Below are 18,562 nucleotides of genomic sequence, written 5' to 3'. Positions count from 1 at the left end.
GAGGTAGGTAATTGAGTTGTATGGTGTTTGGGGAGTTTTGCGAGGGAGTGGGCGGAAAGAGAGGAAGATCCTAGGTTCTAGGTCCTAGGTCCTAGGTCCTAGGTCCTAGGTCCTAGGAAAAGATTACAGAACACGGAATACGGAATACGGAATACGGAATACGGAATACGGAATACGGAAAAAGCATATCGTGCCAGCTCTGGTAGATAAAGTTCCTAGGGCCTAGGAACTGCTTTACGCTCTTTTCGGTATTCTGTAAGCGAAGCGTTCTGTATTCAAAAATCTTGAATATCGCGTAGGTCGGTATAAGCGCCAGTGCGATGCCAATCATGAATACCTAAGCCGGCCGCGCGCCATCCGACATTAAGGTCAAAGTTGGCGCCGGTGTTAAAATTGGCGCTGATCGTGACAGGCGCCCAGGTGGCATAGTGCATCAAAGTTGACATCTTACAGGGGCTTGTGTCACCTACGCCAATGGGATCATTTGACGGAATACGGAATACGGAGAAGACCGGACCGCGCGCGCATTGGGGCTCTTGCTCTTTCCGTACTCTGTATTCCGTCATCGGTATTCGGGAATTGGAATACAGAGCGCTTCGCTTACGGAATACGGAAAAGAGCAGACCGAGCCCGTATTGTGGTTTTCCCTCAATCCGCCCCAAACAAATCGCGGGTGTAGACTTTGCTTTCTACATCGCGGATCTCGTCGACCATACGGTTGGCGACAATCACGTCGGCGCGTTGTTTGAAGGTGTCCAAGTCTTTGATAACTTCAGAGTTAAAGAAAGTGTCTTCTTCAAGCACGGGCTCGTATACCACCACGTCAATGCCTTTGGCTTTAATCCGTTTCATGATCCCTTGGATGGCCGAAGCCCGGAAGTTGTCTGAGCCGGATTTCATCACCAGGCGATAGACGCCGACGACTTTAGGTTCACGCTTTATGATCGCATTAGCAATAAAGTCTTTGCGGGTAGTGTTGGCGTCAACGATGGCTTGAATGATGTTATTGGGCACGTCTTGGTAATTGGCCAATAGTTGACGGGTGTCTTTTGGCAGGCAGTAACCGCCGTAGCCAAACGAGGGGTTGTTGTAGTGATCGCCAATGCGTGGGTCTAGCCCTACCCCTTCGATGATCTGGCGCGCGTCTAAACCGTGGGATTCGGCGTAGCTGTCCAGCTCGTTAAAATACGCGACCCGCATCGCCAAGTAGGTGTTGGAGAAGAGTTTCACCGCTTCGGCTTCGGTGGAGTGGGTAAACAAGACCGAGATACCCGATTTGACTGCGCCTTGTTGCAACAGCGTGGCGAACTGACGGGCGCGCTCGGATTGCTCACCAACAATGATTCGTGATGGATATAAATTATCGTAAAGTGCTTTGCCTTCACGTAAGAACTCAGGGGAGAAGAGGATCTTTTCGCACCCCATTTGTTGCTTAATATGCTCGGTATAGCCCACTGGTACCGTTGATTTGATCACCATCACCGCATCGGGGTTAATCGCCATCACATCTTTAATCACCGCCTCGACCGAGCTGGTATTAAAGTAGTTGGTTTCGGGATCGTAGTCGGTGGGGGTGGCAATCACCACAAAGTCCGCGCCTTGGTAGGCCTGCTCTTTATCGAGGGTAGCGATAAAGCTCAGTGGTTTTTCGGCGAGAAATTGCTCTATTTCGGCATCGACAATCGGTGATTGTTGGTTGTTAAGCAGGTTGACCTTTTCTTCCACTATGTCGAGTGCGACCACTTCGTTATGTTGAGCCAATAACATGGCGTTCGACAGGCCGACGTAACCTGTTCCAGCAACTGCAATTTTCATTGGTTTTCCTTAAGTAATGTCTGGAAAAATGGTATCACGTGGGGGCTCTAGTGGAAAGATTACGGAATACGGAATACGGAATACGGAATACGGAATACGGAATACGGAAAAAGCATATCGTGCCAACTCCGGTAGATAAAGGTCCTAGGTCCTAGGGAATAGATTATGGATGACGGGAAAGAGACGAGACGCTTCGCTTACGGATGACGGAAAAGAGCAGACCGTGCGCGCATTGGGGTTCTTGCTCTTTCTGTATTCCGTATTCAGTACTCCGTATTCGGGAAATTGAATACGGAGCGCTTCGCTTACAGATGACGGGAAAGAGCAAGAAAGGCTCTAGGCCCTAAGGATTACTCGTCGATATTTGATAATGATCGATGATTTTCTTTTGTCGTGCCAGTTGCTCTCGCTCGTAAGTGGTGAAGAGAACAGGTAGGTTATCAAGGCTGAGATCGGTGATGTCGCTTTGGCCTGGATCCGTATGTTCTGCCATGAGCGCCGCGAGAGCTTGGCGTTGATCGGTGTTATCGCTGGTGTACATCACGCTGATGTCATAGTTAGATAATGTATCTGCACCACTTATTACAGCATTAATACCGTTGTCATCAAACATCGGAATAGTTTGCTCTGCATTTGCTTCGGCATAGATAACATGTGTGACTGTTGTCGAGCTCTCTGTGGCTTGATAGGCAATACGTTGAATTCCCGCTTGGCCGTCAGCACCATTGCCATAGGCTGTTAACGTTCCACTTCCATCGATATTCGCGTTTTCCTGTTGTGGAACTGTGACACTATCTGCCAAATCCGTACGACCTAATCCCGCGCTTAGTTGTGTATCAGACAATTGTTGCGCGGTCGATAGTTGCCATTGATCACCTGAAGCGTCCACGCTTCCTTCTGCGGTTAAAAAGTAATCCAGATTGTTAATGTCTGGATCATAGCGGTAGGTGATGGTATCGCTCGCGCTGTGAGGCAAGTTTTGCCAAATATAGGGCGTTTGCTGGTAGTCAGCATAGAGGGCGGCGGAGGTTAGGTTGTAGGTGTTTGCGGGAGCTGTCCAGCTGTTGCTTTCGATTAACTTGTCTAGTTCCTCTGTGGCATTATCGGACAGATTAAAGAATTTATAATCGGTTATTTCACGGGGGTTGTCCAAATCACTATCAGGAATTTCAACCTCACCGTCACCACTAGCAGCTTGATGTGCAACACCCAAACCGACAGAAAAAGAGGATTCAATATCGATTGATTGTGTTGGGTTAGCTGTTAATTTCCGACTATCAGGCGTTGCCACGCCTATAATACCCGGGGCTGTATCCGTACTTATACTTATCGCATTATATGATGTAGTTGCAGGCGCATTATTCCCCGTTACACAACGAGGGTTATTTGGCGCATCCACTTTCTCATACCCTAACCAATTTATATCATTCGATTTTAAGTATTTTTTTTGGATGGATGTYGCAAAATATTTATCCAACAATTCAATATAAAAAGTAACGTAACCACCTTCTGGCACATCTGTTTGGTTTATTTGTTGGCGACTACCATCTAATGGTACTTCTTCTTTTACTACTCCATCAGCATATTGAATAAGCAGTTTGTCACGATCTAAACTCAAGCTAACATCCGTGTTCGCCAGTACACTTAACTCTTTTCCTCCTGCTATTCTTTTCCCAAAAATTGAGCAATTACCAGCACTTAACTGGGTATAAAATTGTGCGAAATCAAAGGTATACTTAGGGGTTGGCTTGGGTTGGCTTGGGTTGGCTGCCGCCGCTGTCGTCACTGCCGCCGCCGCAACCGGATAAGGTTAGAGGGATAAGGATCGCTAAAAGTTGCTTGTTAAACATAGTTGATACTCTTTGAGTCTTGGTGCCAATCTGACGGCAAGTGTTTGCCTTTGAATGCATGATGGCGTGGGTGATGCAAAAAGTGAGCCGGATTGGCTACAAGTGACTGACGTGCATGAATAAGATACGGCTGTCATTGGCATGATTTACAATATTATGTTGGTGTCGCCTCAGCAACCATTTCTGGCACTAACGTGGCTAAGTGAGTCTGACACTCGTGTTTGAGTTGGCCAGAGTAATATAGGGACGTTTCTATATTGCTATATCTGCCTTGTCTGGCAGCACTGAGCCAGTTATATGAGCCCACTGCCATATGTGTATCATCAGCCATCACTATTTTGCTGTGCACGCCATCAACGACATAAACATCAATACCACTGGCACTCAATTCTGCAATGCAGTTTTCGAGCTGTTGCTGCTTTTGAGGGTTGTAACGGTTGTTTTGTGTCGTATTAAAATGTCTATCAGTATAAATGCGAACCTTTACACCGCGTTTCACCGCTTTTTTCATCGCTTGGTCGAGAGTGGTCTTTTTTAACGTGTGTGCTTGTATCCACGGTGAGACGATGTCGATATTTAATTTAGAGTATTCTAATATATAATGTAGAAATTGATCATGCTCGAGCGCATTCACCAAGGACTGAGGCTTTTTGTTGTTGCTTAATAAGTCAGACCTTTCTACTGGATCCACTCTTAGCGCATTGTTGTCACGCCACAGCAGCATATCGGCCAATATTTTCCGTGGTGATCCCTCCCGCGCATGAGCGAGTGTTTGCATATCGGCGAAAATTATAAAACTATCTTTCGCACGGGATACGGCAACATTAAGCATGGTTGTGTCTATATCGATAAACTGTCCATCTTGATGGCGACTGTACACATGAGAGAATATCACCAGTTTCCTTGCTGCGCCTTGCAACGAATGCACCGTACCAACTGTCATGCTTTTTTTATTGTCATTGTTTTTGTCATTGTCACAGTGGATGTCATTATCTTGGCAGGCTTCTTTTATCGCGTTCACTTGCGCTCTAAAAGGCGTGACAACACCAACCGCCTGTTCCAATGGCTCGCCAAATTGCGCTTCTATTCGCTTGCGATTGTCTCGCAACCAGTTGGCAATGGCGATTGCTTCGACGCGGTTCGAGGTACTTCCCGCTTGCCTAATCGCCGCCCCATCGACATGGGCATAACCCAATGCTGGGAAACATTCGCTGTCTATTTCAGTCTTATGTTCAGCTGCACCACGTTTTGGGATCAGCAGCCCGTTGTAACAGAGTCGATTACAGTATTCGATAATATCGTCGTAACAGCGTCGGTGCTCTCGCAGTAGTATACCTGGTTCAGCATCGGGGTGATGATGTACGCGGCTTGCCTGTTGCGCGATCTGCATGACACTCCCTCGCGTGACCAGGCGTGCCATATCTTTGGTTTTTTCATAATCAGACGCAACTTCGGTGAGCCCAGCTTTTGTTAGATTACCTTGGTCAACCATTGAGGTTAAGGATCTTATCGGTTGAATTTGCTGGGTATCACCAATCACGATCGCCCGTTTAGCAAAACTCATACTCGCGCCTGCCACCTCTGGAGACACCTGACCCGCTTCATCGACAATGAGCCAATCAATATGATTAAACAGATAATCTGTATGAAATTTACTCTCATGGTATCTAGTGATCGACATGTGATCCGGCAATGCGTGGCAAGTTGATACAATACAAGGAGTAATCATCATTCTTCGATGCCAGCGAGCAAGGCTAGCCTTCTCTCCTGTTTTCTTTGCTTGCGTATCAATGTCTTTTCCGAGGGAGAAACACGCTAACAACCAGCGGGCTTCCCAATAATGGACTGAAAGCCGAAAAACCAAAAAACGAACATGCGTATCTAGCCACTTATCTATTTTATCAAGCTCTGGCGTAGGTTTATCGTTTGGATCAGAACCATATTTATCAAACACAGCCTCACAGCTATTCTTCCAGCTCCGCTGGCAATCAAAAAATTCCTCTTGGCATTGATATAGATTTCTTAGCCGTCGATTTTGCGCTGCAAGTGTATGTTTTTGTTCGATCAACGCTTGCTCAAGCTCTTTTTCAAATGATTGTTCTCTATCATTTTGATAGACGAGTTGCGCCGTTTTACACAGTTGAGTGTGAACAAAATGCTTAATTCTAGCTTGACGCTTTTTTTTGACTATGGGTAAGAACAAAAAAAACGATTCAATTATTGACTGTTTAGATAAGAGATATCGCCACTGGTTTAGGCTTTTATCTAGTGTTTTGCATTTAATTTTCGCTCGCGCGAGTGCTCTTTCGTTATCTTCGAGTGTTTTTTTAGGATCATTGCCAAGGTTTTCATAATAAAGCTTGCGCTTTTTTTCGTAGCACTGCCAATTGTGTTGGATCTTCTCTAATTCTTTTGTCGCATTTTTTAAATATGTATGTAGCTGTATCTTTATCGCTTCGATAGCAAGTTTTGGGTCTGAATTTAGATCCAAATGAGGCATAGCTAACGCTGCTTTTTCGATAAAGGAATGCGCCGCTTTGTCGAGATAATCACGGTTCTCAAGGCCATTATAAAATCCATTCGTTTGATATTTTTTGGCAGCATCTTTCTCTCGGGATCTCGCAGGTAAATAGCCACCATAACTTGTTACATCCGGTAGCCAACGACCTGCAAACTCTTCTTTTCCTTCACCGAAGTCATTACCAAATGCCTCGATAATATTAGTGACCGCTTGGTTGTTGGTGGAGGCTGCCACGATGATCGGCGGCTCACCCTCTTTGAGTGCGGCTCTCGCCCATAGCGACGCAACCGCTGAAAGTACAAACGTTGTTTTCCCCGTTCCTGGTGGACCATTGATGGCTATCATCTTTCCTGGTTCGATATCCAAAGTGCTGGTCAATGCATCACGCTGAGCATCTGCTGAGGGAAACGCCTCACCGGAATGCGCAATTCTCTTGCTTATCGACGTGATGTAGTCTTCGCATGGCTGCCTGTTCTGGCATGTGCAGGTCGCGTAGGTATTGAGTAACGGCAATGTCGGCTTATTTTCACGAATCAAATCATACGCATTGATGATATGAAATGCGCTACCTGACGCTTCAATTTTTTCTAGATAAGCACCGTCGGGGGACACTTCATACAAGTCTTTAAAGCCCCTTTCGTCTAGGTAGGTTTGGCAGGCTGAGGCGTATAGATCCCGCGCTGTGTTATACGCTTGATCCCATATCAACGAGTGCTGTTCTGGGTTATCACGTTCCAGTTCCTCGACAGCGGACTCTGTTAAGCTCTGTACCGACGCGTTAGATAAAAAGCGATCGACCTGTTCAACGGTTGATACGGTAATCACGTCTTGATGTTGAGGCGCAAGGGTGTCACGGGAGACGAAAGGCGCAGAGGCGGGATAAAGCCGGCCTGATCGCGTTATCCACACGGGGCAAATAATCGGGGCGATAGAGTCCGGTAAAGCGCTATTTTTCTGTTTCCCGTGCTCGATGATATTCCGTTTAACAAACGAGAACGTCCATATATGCGCTTTAACCGCAATGGCGTCCGCCTGCTCATCGTTGAATAATTCGCCGTCATTTTCTTCTGCATTAAGGCAGCCTGACCGTAATGAGAAGGAGGATATGTTACGCTTTTGTGCCAACTCCTTTCGGTTAAAAACACCCTTGGTGCTGTCAGCATCCGCTAAACAGTTACGCCAATACGCGGCCCACTTCATCCATTCCATGCTTTATTGCTTATATCTCAAATTTAACTGCGACTAGGTTAGCGTTTTTGGATAAGGGATAAAAGCAACTTGGGCAATTGCTGTGAGGATGGGAATGATTTTTTGAAGGTAATCGTTTGGTGAGCGACATCTTCACACACCGCACACTTTATGAGTAAATTAGTACTCATAAAATACTCTAACTTCTTTTTAATGAGTAATATTTTACTCTCAAGTTGCAAAAAATGTTCTTTACGAGTAGTATTTTACACATGAGTAAGTGGAGGGATGGACGATGGAAGCGCTCAACGTGCAAGCGTTTATCAAAGGGGAGTGGGTAGATGTGGGTACAATATCTTTCCCTAAAAGTCATCAACATAACTTCAGAGTGACGGAGCTCCATTACCTCAGTGACTATGCATTGGCGCATCATGATCAAGATGATTATCATGCCGTTTCAATCAATCACCCTGTTTCATTCTTTTTTGATGACTTGGGCAAGCCCGGATGGTTACGATTTCTCGACGATATTATGCCAAGCGGTGCTAGCCGACGGTATTGGGTTAAGCACTTGGATATTGAAGACCTTAGCGTCGATGAACAAAATTATATTTTGCTCAAATTTGGTACCATGTCGCCAATTGGCAATCTAAGGATCAAAGACTCGCTGCCTGAGCGCTACGACGTGGCAGACAACCTCTACTTCTCTGTTGATGATGTCAAAAATAGAGCGGGTGATTTCCTCGACTATGCGCAGCAAAGAGGCGCAGCCGCAGGTGGGGCAACGGGCGCTGGCGGTGAAGCCCCCAAACTTGTCCTACGTTGTGGTTTCGATCATCACGCGGGACGCGAAAAAATATGGATCGATCCATACCAAGATGACAACCATAACCACGACGCCCATTATTTGGTCAAGTACCCTAGAGGTTCGCGAAGCCCTATCGACTGCAACATTCTAAGGGCGGAGTTCCACTATTATCATGAGCTAACTGAAATGGGTGTCGAAACGATCTCCATCGACGGTATGCGCTTGGAAGAAGGTTTAAGTTACCCCTCGTTATGGCTCCCTCGATTTGATGTTCAAGTCAGTCACCAACAAATAGAAAGGTTGGGTATGGAATCTGTGTATTCTATGTTGAACAAAGGTGCTGGCGTTACCCTTGATCACGAAACCACTATCCGAACGCTCATCGAGAAAATCACTAACAGCCATACGGTTCAAGGCCAAGGGTATATATTTAACTCTCAAGAATTTGTGATTGAGTGGGTGAAAAGAGACCTTCTCAACATTTTATTTGGCAATAGTGACAACCACGGCAGAAACACGTCATTCTTAAAAGCTGATGGCGTCATCAAGCTCGCGCCTGTTTATGACTTCGCACCAATGAAAGCGGATCCTGAAGGCATTCCAAGAACCACAAAATGGAAAGCGCCGCTCGAAGTTGGCGGAACGTATGATTTTGTCGCTATCGCGGACACTCTCTCTGATCTGGTGCCGAAGGACGTCTTATTAAAAGAGTTAAAGGTGACGGCAAGTAAATGCATGGATCTTAAACAGCGGCTAGCGTTGCGAGGCGTTCCCGAACAAATCTTGGAGATGCCAGCGATTGGATTTAATCATCTGTCACAAAAGCTCGCCAACTGGGGGCTTTTATGAATAAGCCGAGCAGCAAAGAGTCTGTACAAGATGTGGTCGCTCGCCTGAGGGCAAACCGCAGCCAAAAAGAGAGCACAAAAGAGGGAGAGACCGCTCATTCGATCAACGACCAACCGCAATGTAACCCGCCGACGCGATCGAAAGCCTCAAAAAACACCATGGCTGTCAGTGCCGCAGAGCGTAAAACCGAAGCGAACAAAATCATCAAACGCCTATTGTTTGGTGAGTTAACCCAAGGCAAAGCGTTGAAAGGCTTGCGTGTTAACATACTGGGACTTAAGCAGGATGTGTTCGCAAAACTTGTCGGTGTTTCAAGAAAAACACTCTCCGATATCGAGAATGATCGAGGCAGCTACAATACGGAGGTTCTCAATAAGGTATTCAAACCATTTGGCTTACAGGTCGGGCTGCTCCCCTCTTCTCCTGATACGTTAAGAGCGCTACTTACGGAGCGTGATAGGGATTGAAAGGTGCCGTACCAAAACGCATTAGATGCTGCGCAAAAAAACAAATAGCAAAAAACCAAATAGCAAAAAACCGCCACGAGGGCGGTTTTTTTAATGATGGCGGTGAGAGAGGGATTCGAACCCTCGATACGTTGCCGTATACACGCTTTCCAGGCGTGCTCCTTCAGCCACTCGGACACCTCACCATATTGTGTGTTAAACGACATTTACGCTGGGTGGCTTATAACCCCGCTGTCGCGTTAACGGGGCGTACTATAGAGAGTTGCTGCTTTGCGGTCAAGTTGTTGGTGATAGGTTTGCGTTTAAATGGCTATTCCATCACCAGTCGCATCCATATGGATAACATCAGCTGGAAGCAAGTGAGCATGAAAGCTGTTAAACTCAGCACACAAATCGAATACGAATGAGAGCCTGATGACTTTATCCGAATTCCTTATCCAACATGCTGATAGCGCGCAACTGCTTAACGAAATGCAAACCCGTGGTGTGGTGACTGCCATGGCTGCCGCGCCCCATGTCATTAGCCCCAGTGAGTGGCTCCCGGTAATGTGGGGAGGTGACGAGCAAGCGCCATTTGAAAGCCATGAGCAGTTTGAGCAGTACGCGAACCTGATTGTCGATATTTGGAATGCGCAGCGCCAACAGCTGTTGGAAAAAAATTGGCAGTGGCCGGAAGGGTGTTTGTTGGATGACGCCGAAATTGTCAACCAAGCCACGCGCGATTTTGCCGAAGGCTTGTTGCAAGGCTGGAGCCTCACCCGTGATGATTGGGAAACATTGATGCCGGAAAACACCGATGGCAATGCCCTACTCGGCGGCGTGGTGCTTTCCATCAGCTTGCTTTACGATCCAGAAACCGCCCTTTCTACCATGGAAGCACAAGGCGCAGAAGAGTTGGCACAGTTTGAGGAAATCTTCAACGCCATGCCAACTATGTTGTGTGGCCTCACCCACCACGGCGCAGCATTGGCGGAAGATGCGGAGTAAACAGCCAGAAGTATCATTGGCGACGATGATACAAGCCCCAGCACTGTGTTAGATACGAGCACATTGTAAACGGGCGCTTGTCACGTTCGGCGCCAAATTTAACCGCCGATGTCGGATGGCGCGCGGCCCACATTGTGATACTTATTGGCACTGTGCTGGCGCTTATGCCGACCTACGCCTGATTTATATATCGATGATTCCATTGGCGTAGATGACACAAGACTCGGCACGGTGTTGGGTATGTGCACATTGCCAACGGGCGCCTGTCACGATCAATGCCAATATTTGACCGCCAATGTCGGAGGCGCCGTGCAACGGGCGCGCTGCGGAAATCACACCAAGCTTGCGCGATCGAGAAGGCGCTTATGCCGACCTACGCCTGGTTTATATATCGGTGGTTCCATTGGCGTAGGTGACACAAGCCCCGGCACATTGTTGGATATGTGCACATTGCCAACTGGGCGCCTGTCACGATCGGTGCCAATTTTAACCACGATGTCGGATGGCGCGCGACCCACATTGTGATACTTATTGGCACTGTGCTGGCGCTTATGCCGACCTACGCCTGATTTATATATCGATGGTTCCATTGGCGTAGGTGACACAAGCCCCGGCAAGTTGTTGGGTATGTGCACATTGTCAACGGGCGCCTGTCACGATCAATGCCAATATTTGACCGCCAATGTCGGAGGCGCCGTGTAACGGGCGCGCGGCAGAAATCACACCAAGCTTGTGCGATCGAGAAGGCGCTTATGCCGACCTACGCCTGGTTTATATATCGGTGGTTCCATCCGACCTTGTATTTTTTTAGGTAATATAAACAACTTACTGCCACTAATGAGCTTCTAATGCTTTATAAAACTCAGGGTTATCTTTAATAGTGTGAAGCACCTTCGCCGCTAAGCCTGAGGGGTTACGACGCTTATTTTCCCAGCTTTTTACTGTCTCTACGCTCACGCTCATTGCTTTGGCAAACTCAGAGCGAGATACATTCAGAATATCTTCACGAATAGCCTTAACGTCTTCAATGGCATAAGAAGTAACACGAGAGGGCTCCATGTTTTCTTTCTTGATTTCGACCGCCTCTTCAAGGGACGTCTTTAGATCTGCAAAAATACTCATTCCCCATTACCTCGAAGTTGTTTAACTAGTTCTTTCAATTCATCATCAGATGCGAGTACAGTAATTAATCTGGTAAATGTTGGGGTCTCAATAAAATGGAGTGCGTGGCTCACGTTTGGAGCTCCTTATACCTTATAGTATGTGTACTAAGTACCCAATGTCAATATAGCCTAACGAAACAATGGGTACACAGTACACTAAGAATGTGTTCGTTGATGCACTGCGCCTGTTACGTTCGGCGCCAAATTTGACCACGATGTCGGATGGCGCGCGGCCCACATTGTGATACTTATTGGCACTGTGCTGGCGCTTATGCCGACCTACGCCTGATTTATATATCGGTGGTTCCATTGGCGTAGGTGACACAAGCCCCGGCAAGATGTCAACTATGATGCACTATGCCAACGGGCGCCTGTCACGATCGGTGCCAATTTTAACCACGATGTCGATGGCGCCGTGCAACGGGCGCGCGGCGGAAATCACACCAAGCTTGTGCGATCGAGAAGGCGCTTATGCCGACCTACGCCTAGTTTATATATCGATGATTCCATTGGCGACGATGACACAAGCTACGGCACAACAAACACCTTCGATCTTGTTTCGCGGCTGAATTCTAATTTATTGTAATGAAACTTGATTCCTGCCTTGGGTTCGCGTCACTTGATCGTATGTGAAGGTGGCAAAAGAGAGCCTGGAATGCGGTATCGGAGAAATTATGCACATGGTGGCACGTATTTTTTTACGGTAAATCTACACGACAGAGAGATGCAATTGCTCACGGAGCATATAAGGTTACTGCGTTCAGCGGTGGCAACCGTCAAAGCGTCTCGTCCTTTTCAAATCGATGCTTGGGTCGTTTTACCTGATCATTTACATGCTATTTGGACGCTTCCCAACAATGACTCAGATTATTCAACCAGGTGGCGCGAGATAAAGAAGCTATTTACTAAAAGTGTGTCGCGAATAGACAAGCGATTTATCATGGGAAAAGGGATGGTATGGCAAGATCGGTTTTGGGAGCATACAATCAGGGATGAGCGAGATTTTAAGCATCATTTTGATTATGTGCATTTCAATCCGGTTAAACATGGTTGGGTTGAGCGCGTCGTTGATTGGCCGTATTCCTCATTTCATCGTGAAGTTAAAAGAGGGATTTATCATCCCTCGTGGAATTTGTGTTGAGCAATTATCGATGCAGAACGATAATTTAAACGTCGATGATACCATTGGCGTCGGTGACACAAGCCCCAGCAAGATGTTGGATAAGTGCACCTTGTCAACGGGCGCTTGTCACGATCGGTGCTAAATTTACCACCAATGTCGGATGGCGCGCGGCCCTCATTGTGATACTTATTGGCACTGTGCTGGCGCTTATGCCGACCTACGCGTACTTTAACGGCAATGATACCATTCAAGATTGGCGCTAAACTTGGCTTTAATGTCGGATGGCGCCGTGCAACGGGCGCGCGGCGGAAATCACGCCAAGCTTGTGCGATCGAGAAGGCGCTTATGCCGACCTACGCCTGGTTTATATATCGGTAGCTGTATAGGCGTATGGCACAATTCGGGGATCGACTCCCTAACCCTGCAACGAGGTGAAAATGACGGATACACACCTAGAGCGCTGGCAACTTCGACTTCAAAACCTGATTAAAGCACAACGTCGGCTTGAAAACGCTTGCGGGCAAGAAAGCTATAATGAACTTGAGCTGGCAGGCCTCGTACAAACGTTTGAGTTTACTTTTGAGCTCATGTGGAAAACCTTAAAAGACTTATTAAGCTATGAAGGGTTTGATGTTGCATCGCCGCGCAGTGTTATTCGCACAGCGTTAGAAGCCAACCATCTGTCGTCAGATCAGTGTGAAACCTTGCTTGACGCGCTAGTAAAGCGAAACTTGCTTTCGCATACCTACGATGAAAAAAATGCCCTTGAGGCACAAAGACTGATCGTCAAACATTACGCACCTGTTATTGCCGAGATAATGCGTTATTTGGAGAATAAAAGTGGGCAATAATGCCACGTTGATGATGGATATGGGGTTAAAACCGCATCAATTTCAACTGCTCCAGGATATGGTATTCAGCCACCCTGGCGTCCAACACGCCTGGATCTTTGGCTCTCGCGCAACCGGCACATTTAGAGATAATTCCGATATCGACATCATGCTTGAGGGCAACGCATTAACATTCGATGATCTTGCAATAATACAAGATAAACTCGAGCAATCGACGCTTCCTTTCACCGTTGATATCGTACTCAAACATCAAACCCAATCGTCCGAGATCATCACACGTATTCGAGAAGAATCCAAGCAAGTAAAGTAATCCAAAGGCGCCAATTTTACCACCAATGTCCGATGGCGCCGTGCAACGGGCGCGCGGCGGAAATCACGCCAAGCTTGCGCGATCGAGAAGGCGCTTATGCCGACCTACGCCTGGTTTGTATATCGGTGATTCCATTGGCGACGATGATACAAGGCGTTAATATTTAACGTCGGTGATTCCATTGGCGTAGGTGACACAAGCCCCGGCCAGGTATTGGGTATGTGCACATTGCCAACGGGCGCTTGTTGCACTGCGCCATGCAATGGGCGCCTGTCACGATCGTTGCCAAATTTAACCATGATGTCGGAGGCGCGCGGCACACATCGTGATAATGGTTGGCATTGTGCTGGCGCTTGTCCGACCTACGCCTCGTTTATATATCGGTGGTGCCATTGGCGCTTATGCCGACCTACGCCTCGTTTATATATCGGTGGTGCCATTGGCGCTTGTCCTAGGAACGATGTTACCCCTTCATCTCCGCGGCGAAGTTGAGCATGCGGTTGAGTGGGATTAACGCTTTTTCGCGCACGTTATCATCAACATGAATTTCATGCTCTTCGCCACCGTTTTCTAGTGCGTTTTCAATCGCTTTAAGGCCGTTCATTGCCATCCATGGGCAGTGGGCGCAGCTGCGACAGGTGGCACCTGCGCCGGCGGTGGGGGCTTCGACTAATTCTTTGTCTGGCACCATTTGTTGCATTTTGTAGAAAATACCTTTATCGGTGGCGACAATCAGCTTTTTATTCGGCAAGGTTTGCGCCGCTTTGATCAGCTGACTGGTCGAGCCAACGGCATCGGCCATTTTTACCACGCTCGCTGGGGATTCAGGGTGAACAAGAATCGCGGCGTCGGGGTAAAGGTGTTTCATTTTTTCTAGCGCTTGGGCTGAGAATTCGTCGTGGACTACGCATTCGCCTTGCCATAACACCATGTCAGCGCCAGTTTCTTTTTCGATATAGGCGCCTAGGTGGCGATCTGGGGCCCAGATAATTGGCTTGTCTTGGCTGTCTAGGTGCTCGACAATCTCTAACGCGATGCTTGAGGTGACCACCCAATCGGCACGTGCTTTGACGGCGGCCGAGGTATTGGCATACACCACGACGGTGTGGTCTGGGTGTGCGTCACAAAACGCGGTGAATTCATCGGCAGGACAACCTAAGTCTAACGAGCACTCGGCATTAAGCGTTGGCATTAAGACGGTTTTCTCTGGGGTGAGGATTTTAGCGGTCTCACCCATAAAGCGTACACCGGCCACGATCAGGGTTTTGGCTGGGTGTTGATTGCCAAAACGGGCCATTTCTAACGAGTCGGCCACGCACCCGCCGGTTTCTTCGGCGAGGGCTTGGATCTCTGGGTCCGTGTAATAGTGAGCAACAAGTACCGCGTCTTTTTGTTTTAATAGTTGTTTGATGCGTGCAACGTGTTGTTTTTTCTCTTCGTCACTCAATGCCATCGGTTTCGGCGGAAAGGGATAGACCCTTTGCGACGTTTCAATCACTTGGCTCATGGGATTACTCATGCTTACTTCCAGTCCGGGGCTTCCAGTCCGGGTAGTATAACGCGAGTAGAGCTAGAGTCCTAGAGCGTAGGTCCTAGGTGACGGAGGACGGAATACGGAATACGGAATACGGAATAAGCATATCGTGCCAGCTTTTGCTTTTCCCGTATTCTGTAAGCGAAGCGCTCTGTATTCCCACTCCCGAATACAGATAACTGAATACAGAGTACAGAAAGAGCAAAAGGACAATGCGCGCACGAGTTGCCTTTTCCCGTATTCCGTAAGCGAAGCGCTCTGTATTCCCATTCCCGAATACAGATGACTGGATACAGAGTACAGAAAGAGCAAGAGCGCAGAGGCGGCAACGATCTTGCTTTATCTTAACCTACATCGCATTTTTGGCTTGTTTGGCGCTGGTTGAGTCTGGGTAGGTATCAATCACTTGCTGGAAGTATTGATCGGCTTGGTCGCCGTTACCTTGTTTTTGCGCAATTAGGCCGAGTTTGAGCAATGCGTCGGCGCGTTTGTTGGAGTCTTTAAACTTGCTAACTGCCGTAAACTCTTGGTTTGCCTGCTCAAATTCACTTTTAGAAAAATAGAGCTGGCCGAGCCAATAGTGGGCGTTTGCTGTGTATACCGATTCTGGGTATTTAGAAAGAAACGCTTTAAATGCTTTGGTTGCGCCTTGGTAGTCTTTCTCTTTTAAGATCAGGTTGACGGCAGCTTCATACGCGGCGTTTTCGCTTTTATCATCCGTAAAGCTAACAGATGATGCGTCTTGCGTCTCTTCTTGGGGGGCTGGGACCGCTTGTTTCGCGGTTCTTAGCGTATCAACCTCGCGATAGAGATCGCGCTGGCGTTCTACCATTTGTTTGATGTCGTAGCTGTTACGCTCAACACTGCCACGTAACGTGCTTAGCTCTTGCGCCATTTGATCAAGTTGGCGTTGCATATCCAGCTGCATTTGGTTGCGCGCTTGTAGCATGCGTTCTAGACGATCAACGGCAGAGCCACCCGCCCCTACTTCTGTCACCGGAGCAGATGTGGCAGCCGCGGGGGCTGCCACACTCACCAGTAACGCCAGCGCGAGGGTTCGCACAGAGTTACTGTTTATTTTCATACTCGTTTCCACTACCTATCGGCTGGATTAGTACACTAATACCGAACGACGGTTTTTGGCGTAAGCTTCTTCGCTTTGGCCAAGGACCAGCGGTTTTTCTTCGCCGTAGCTCACGATAGAGATTTGGCTAGCTGGCACACCCAACGCTTGTAGGTATTTAGACACAGCTTCAGCACGGCGCTCGCCCAGTGCGATGTTGTACTCTGGGGTACCGCGCTCGTCAGCATGGCCTTCAACGACTACTTCCATCGCTGGGTTGTCACGCAGGTAAGTCGCGTGCGCATCCAGCATGTCTTCGTATTGTGGTAGTACTGATGAGTCGTCAAAGTTGAAGTAAACGGTTTGCGACTGACGCAGCTCTTGGTTACGGATTTGTTGCTCAGTCATTGAGCCTTGGCCGTCAACCGGTGATACCACGGTAGTGCCGTTTTGGTTGGTTGATTGACCAGCATCACTGCCCGTCGCGCTGTCGCTTGAGCTACACGCAGCCAGAGTTAACATTGGCAGTGCCACCGCCAGACCTTTCAGTACTTTATTGATTTGCATTCTATTTTCCTTTTCTAGAAAGTTAGCGCACGTTGTTTAAAATTAAAAAACTACAGGTAAGGTGACCAGGCTGGTGCACGCACGCGCCCGTTGGTTGCCGGTAACCGCGCTTTAAAGCGGCCGTCGATTGAGACGAGTGACAACACATTCTTACGTCCATATACCGAGCTGTAAATCACCATGCTGCCATTTGGCGCAATACTTGGCGACTCATCCAACAAGGTTTTGGTTAGGATTTGCACCGCCCCGCTGTTTAAGTCTTGTTTTGCAATGTTATAGCCAGACGCGGATTGATTTACCATGATCAAGTGGCGGCCATCAGGAGTCAGTTGCCCTCCCATATTTTGATTGCCTTCCCACGTGATCCGTCGGCTGGTTCCATCATCTAAATTTACGCGATAAATCTGTGGTTTGCCACCCCGGTCCGAGGTGTAGATGAGCGAGTTACCATCGGGATCCCAAAATGGCTCGGTGCTATTGGCACGACCATGGGTAATTTGGGTCAGTTTTTTGCTCTTTAAATCGAAGATATAAAGCTGCAGGCTACCGGTTTTGGACAGCACCATGGCCAGCTTGCTGCCATCGGGCGAGAACTGAGGCGAACCATTGTGACGCGGATAAGACGAAATTTTCTCGCGCTCACCGGTGTAAATATCCATGACAAAGATTTCGGCTTGGCCATTTTCAAAGCTGACATATGCCAGTTGGCGACCATCCGGTGACCACGACGGTGACATCAGTGGCTGTTTAGAGCGTAAGATCAAGCGTTCGTTATAGCCATCGTAATCCGACAAACGCAGTTGGTAGGGGTAGTCGTTCTCTTTATCGATCACCACATAGGCGATACGGGTCAAGAAGGCTCCTTTTTCGCCGGTGAGCTGTTCATACACAATATTGGCAATGCGATGCGAATAACGGCGCAGATCGCTTTCTTTGACCGTGGCGCGGTTGTTCACCAGTAAGTGGTCATCGGTTTGTACCAGCTGGCCATCGGCGCCTAGGCCTTTACTGTCGCCGCCCGTGAGCTGGCCACGCACAATATCAATCAGTTGGTAATCAATTTGGTAACGGCCGTCTGACGTGGGCGTCACGGTGCCAGTGACCACGGCATCCACCCCGAGAGAGGTCCAAGCGTTGTAATCGACATCGGCATCTTTGTAAGGCGTTTGCGGCATGTCACTGACAGATAATGGGTTAAATTTACCGCTGCGACGTAAATCGGATCCCACTACACCGGCAATATCTTCAGGCATCTCGCCTTGCCCTTTCCATTGGAAGGGGATCACGCCAATGGGCCTGGCTGTGTTCACCCCTTCGGTGATCACCAACTTAAGCGCAGCGTGTGCCGGTTGCGTGAGTAACGACAAACAGGCCAACAGCATTACAACGGCGGCAACTTGCCACGTCCGTAAACGATCCTGACGCGTGTTTGTGACATGGTTTGTGCCACCACAGGGGCTCACTTC

The 18,562-nt window shown here is 48.1% G+C and carries 14 protein-coding genes and 1 tRNA gene; 5 read left to right on the top strand and 10 right to left on the bottom strand.

Annotated features, from left to right (window positions below):
• Positions 1–275: 275 nt before the first annotated feature.
• From BZG78_RS15370 to BZG78_RS11615, 4 genes are all read right to left on the bottom strand, one after another.
• The gene (locus BZG78_RS15370; RefSeq protein ID WP_131826081.1) at positions 276–566 is read right to left on the bottom strand and encodes a hypothetical protein; all 291 of its coding nucleotides are present in this window, start codon (positions 564–566) and stop codon (positions 276–278) included.
• Positions 567–648: 82 nt separating this feature from the next.
• Complete coding sequence (locus BZG78_RS11625; protein WP_077661285.1) at positions 649–1,815, bottom strand: nucleotide sugar dehydrogenase; 1,167 nt, start codon at positions 1,813–1,815, stop codon at positions 649–651.
• Between the two features lie 343 nt (positions 1,816–2,158).
• On the bottom strand, positions 2,159–3,601 hold the full coding sequence (locus BZG78_RS11620; RefSeq protein ID WP_131826080.1) for a hypothetical protein: 1,443 nt from the start codon (positions 3,599–3,601) through the stop codon (positions 2,159–2,161).
• 218 nt (positions 3,602–3,819) lie between these two features.
• On the bottom strand, positions 3,820–6,723 hold the full coding sequence (locus BZG78_RS11615) for an AAA domain-containing protein (protein ID WP_199877193.1): 2,904 nt from the start codon (positions 6,721–6,723) through the stop codon (positions 3,820–3,822).
• A 946-nt stretch (positions 6,724–7,669) separates the two neighbouring features.
• Here BZG78_RS11615 and BZG78_RS11610 point away from each other — a divergent pair.
• A complete protein-coding gene (locus BZG78_RS11610; protein WP_077661282.1) occupies positions 7,670–9,031 on the top strand; it encodes a HipA domain-containing protein in 1,362 nt (453 codons plus the stop codon).
• Entirely contained in the window at positions 9,028–9,498 is a 471-nt protein-coding gene (locus BZG78_RS11605) for a helix-turn-helix transcriptional regulator (RefSeq protein ID WP_077661281.1), read from the top strand. The genes BZG78_RS11610 and BZG78_RS11605 overlap by 4 nt, the downstream gene beginning before the upstream one ends.
• A gap of 97 nt (positions 9,499–9,595) precedes the next feature.
• On the opposite strand, the gene BZG78_RS11600 is transcribed toward BZG78_RS11605, so the two are convergent.
• A tRNA-Ser gene (locus BZG78_RS11600) sits at positions 9,596–9,683 on the bottom strand.
• Positions 9,684–9,912: 229 nt separating this feature from the next.
• Between BZG78_RS11600 and BZG78_RS11595 the strand changes: the two genes are divergently transcribed.
• Positions 9,913–10,485 (top strand): UPF0149 family protein, encoded by a 573-nt coding sequence (locus tag BZG78_RS11595; protein ID WP_077577274.1) that lies wholly within the window; start codon positions 9,913–9,915, stop codon positions 10,483–10,485.
• Positions 10,486–11,319: 834 nt separating this feature from the next.
• Here BZG78_RS11595 and nadS read toward each other — a convergent pair.
• Positions 11,320–11,607, bottom strand: coding sequence for a NadS family protein (gene nadS / locus BZG78_RS11590; RefSeq protein ID WP_021024377.1), 288 nt, complete (start codon positions 11,605–11,607; stop codon positions 11,320–11,322).
• Between the two features lie 1,601 nt (positions 11,608–13,208).
• Here nadS and BZG78_RS11570 point away from each other — a divergent pair.
• Together BZG78_RS11570 and BZG78_RS11565 are read left to right on the top strand one after the other, a co-directional pair.
• Complete coding sequence (locus BZG78_RS11570; protein WP_077486948.1) at positions 13,209–13,622, top strand: HI0074 family nucleotidyltransferase substrate-binding subunit; 414 nt, start codon at positions 13,209–13,211, stop codon at positions 13,620–13,622.
• 19 nt (positions 13,623–13,641) lie between these two features.
• On the top strand, positions 13,642–13,932 hold the full coding sequence (locus BZG78_RS11565) for a nucleotidyltransferase domain-containing protein (protein WP_242413017.1): 291 nt from the start codon (positions 13,642–13,644) through the stop codon (positions 13,930–13,932).
• Between the two features lie 463 nt (positions 13,933–14,395).
• Here BZG78_RS11565 and nadA read toward each other — a convergent pair whose 3' ends face one another.
• The 4 genes from nadA to tolB all read right to left on the bottom strand — a co-directional run bounded on the left by nadA (position 14,396) and on the right by tolB (position 18,478).
• A complete protein-coding gene (gene nadA / locus BZG78_RS11560; protein WP_077460434.1) occupies positions 14,396–15,439 on the bottom strand; it encodes a quinolinate synthase NadA in 1,044 nt (347 codons plus the stop codon).
• Positions 15,440–15,815: 376 nt separating this feature from the next.
• Positions 15,816–16,544, bottom strand: a complete 729-nt coding sequence (gene ybgF / locus BZG78_RS11555; RefSeq protein WP_077661291.1) for a tol-pal system protein YbgF — start codon at positions 16,542–16,544, stop codon at positions 15,816–15,818.
• Positions 16,545–16,577: 33 nt separating this feature from the next.
• Positions 16,578–17,096 (bottom strand): peptidoglycan-associated lipoprotein Pal, encoded by a 519-nt coding sequence (gene pal / locus BZG78_RS11550; RefSeq protein WP_077460433.1) that lies wholly within the window; start codon positions 17,094–17,096, stop codon positions 16,578–16,580.
• 50 nt (positions 17,097–17,146) lie between these two features.
• Positions 17,147–18,478, bottom strand: coding sequence for a Tol-Pal system beta propeller repeat protein TolB (gene tolB, locus BZG78_RS11545; protein ID WP_077460491.1), 1,332 nt, complete (start codon positions 18,476–18,478; stop codon positions 17,147–17,149).
• Positions 18,479–18,562 lie beyond the last annotated feature (84 nt).

The sequence above is a fragment of the Salinivibrio sp. MA351 genome, assembly GCF_001996065.1.
In the GTDB taxonomy this organism is placed as follows: Bacteria; Pseudomonadota; Gammaproteobacteria; order Enterobacterales; family Vibrionaceae; genus Salinivibrio; species Salinivibrio costicola.
This window is presented reverse-complemented; position numbering and strand designations above follow the sequence as displayed.

Bases quoted from the DNA above. Each gene is read 5' to 3' on its own strand.
- BZG78_RS15370 (WP_131826081.1), bottom strand. From the start codon at position 566: ATGACGGAATACAGAGTACGGAAAGAGCAAGAGCCCCAATGCGCGCGC.
- BZG78_RS11625 (WP_077661285.1), bottom strand. From the start codon at position 1,815: ATGAAAATTGCAGTTGCTGGAACAGGTTACGTCGGCCTGTCGAACGCC.
- BZG78_RS11610 (WP_077661282.1), top strand. From the start codon at position 7,670: ATGGAAGCGCTCAACGTGCAAGCGTTTATCAAAGGGGAGTGGGTAGAT.
- BZG78_RS11605 (WP_077661281.1), top strand. From the start codon at position 9,028: ATGAATAAGCCGAGCAGCAAAGAGTCTGTACAAGATGTGGTCGCTCGC.
- BZG78_RS11595 (WP_077577274.1), top strand. From the start codon at position 9,913: ATGACTTTATCCGAATTCCTTATCCAACATGCTGATAGCGCGCAACTG.
- nadS (WP_021024377.1), bottom strand. From the start codon at position 11,607: ATGAGTATTTTTGCAGATCTAAAGACGTCCCTTGAAGAGGCGGTCGAA.
- BZG78_RS11570 (WP_077486948.1), top strand. From the start codon at position 13,209: ATGACGGATACACACCTAGAGCGCTGGCAACTTCGACTTCAAAACCTG.
- BZG78_RS11565 (WP_242413017.1), top strand. From the start codon at position 13,642: ATGGGGTTAAAACCGCATCAATTTCAACTGCTCCAGGATATGGTATTC.
- nadA (WP_077460434.1), bottom strand. From the start codon at position 15,439: ATGAGCCAAGTGATTGAAACGTCGCAAAGGGTCTATCCCTTTCCGCCG.
- pal (WP_077460433.1), bottom strand. From the start codon at position 17,096: ATGCAAATCAATAAAGTACTGAAAGGTCTGGCGGTGGCACTGCCAATG.
- tolB (WP_077460491.1), bottom strand. From the start codon at position 18,478: ATGCTGTTGGCCTGTTTGTCGTTACTCACGCAACCGGCACACGCTGCG.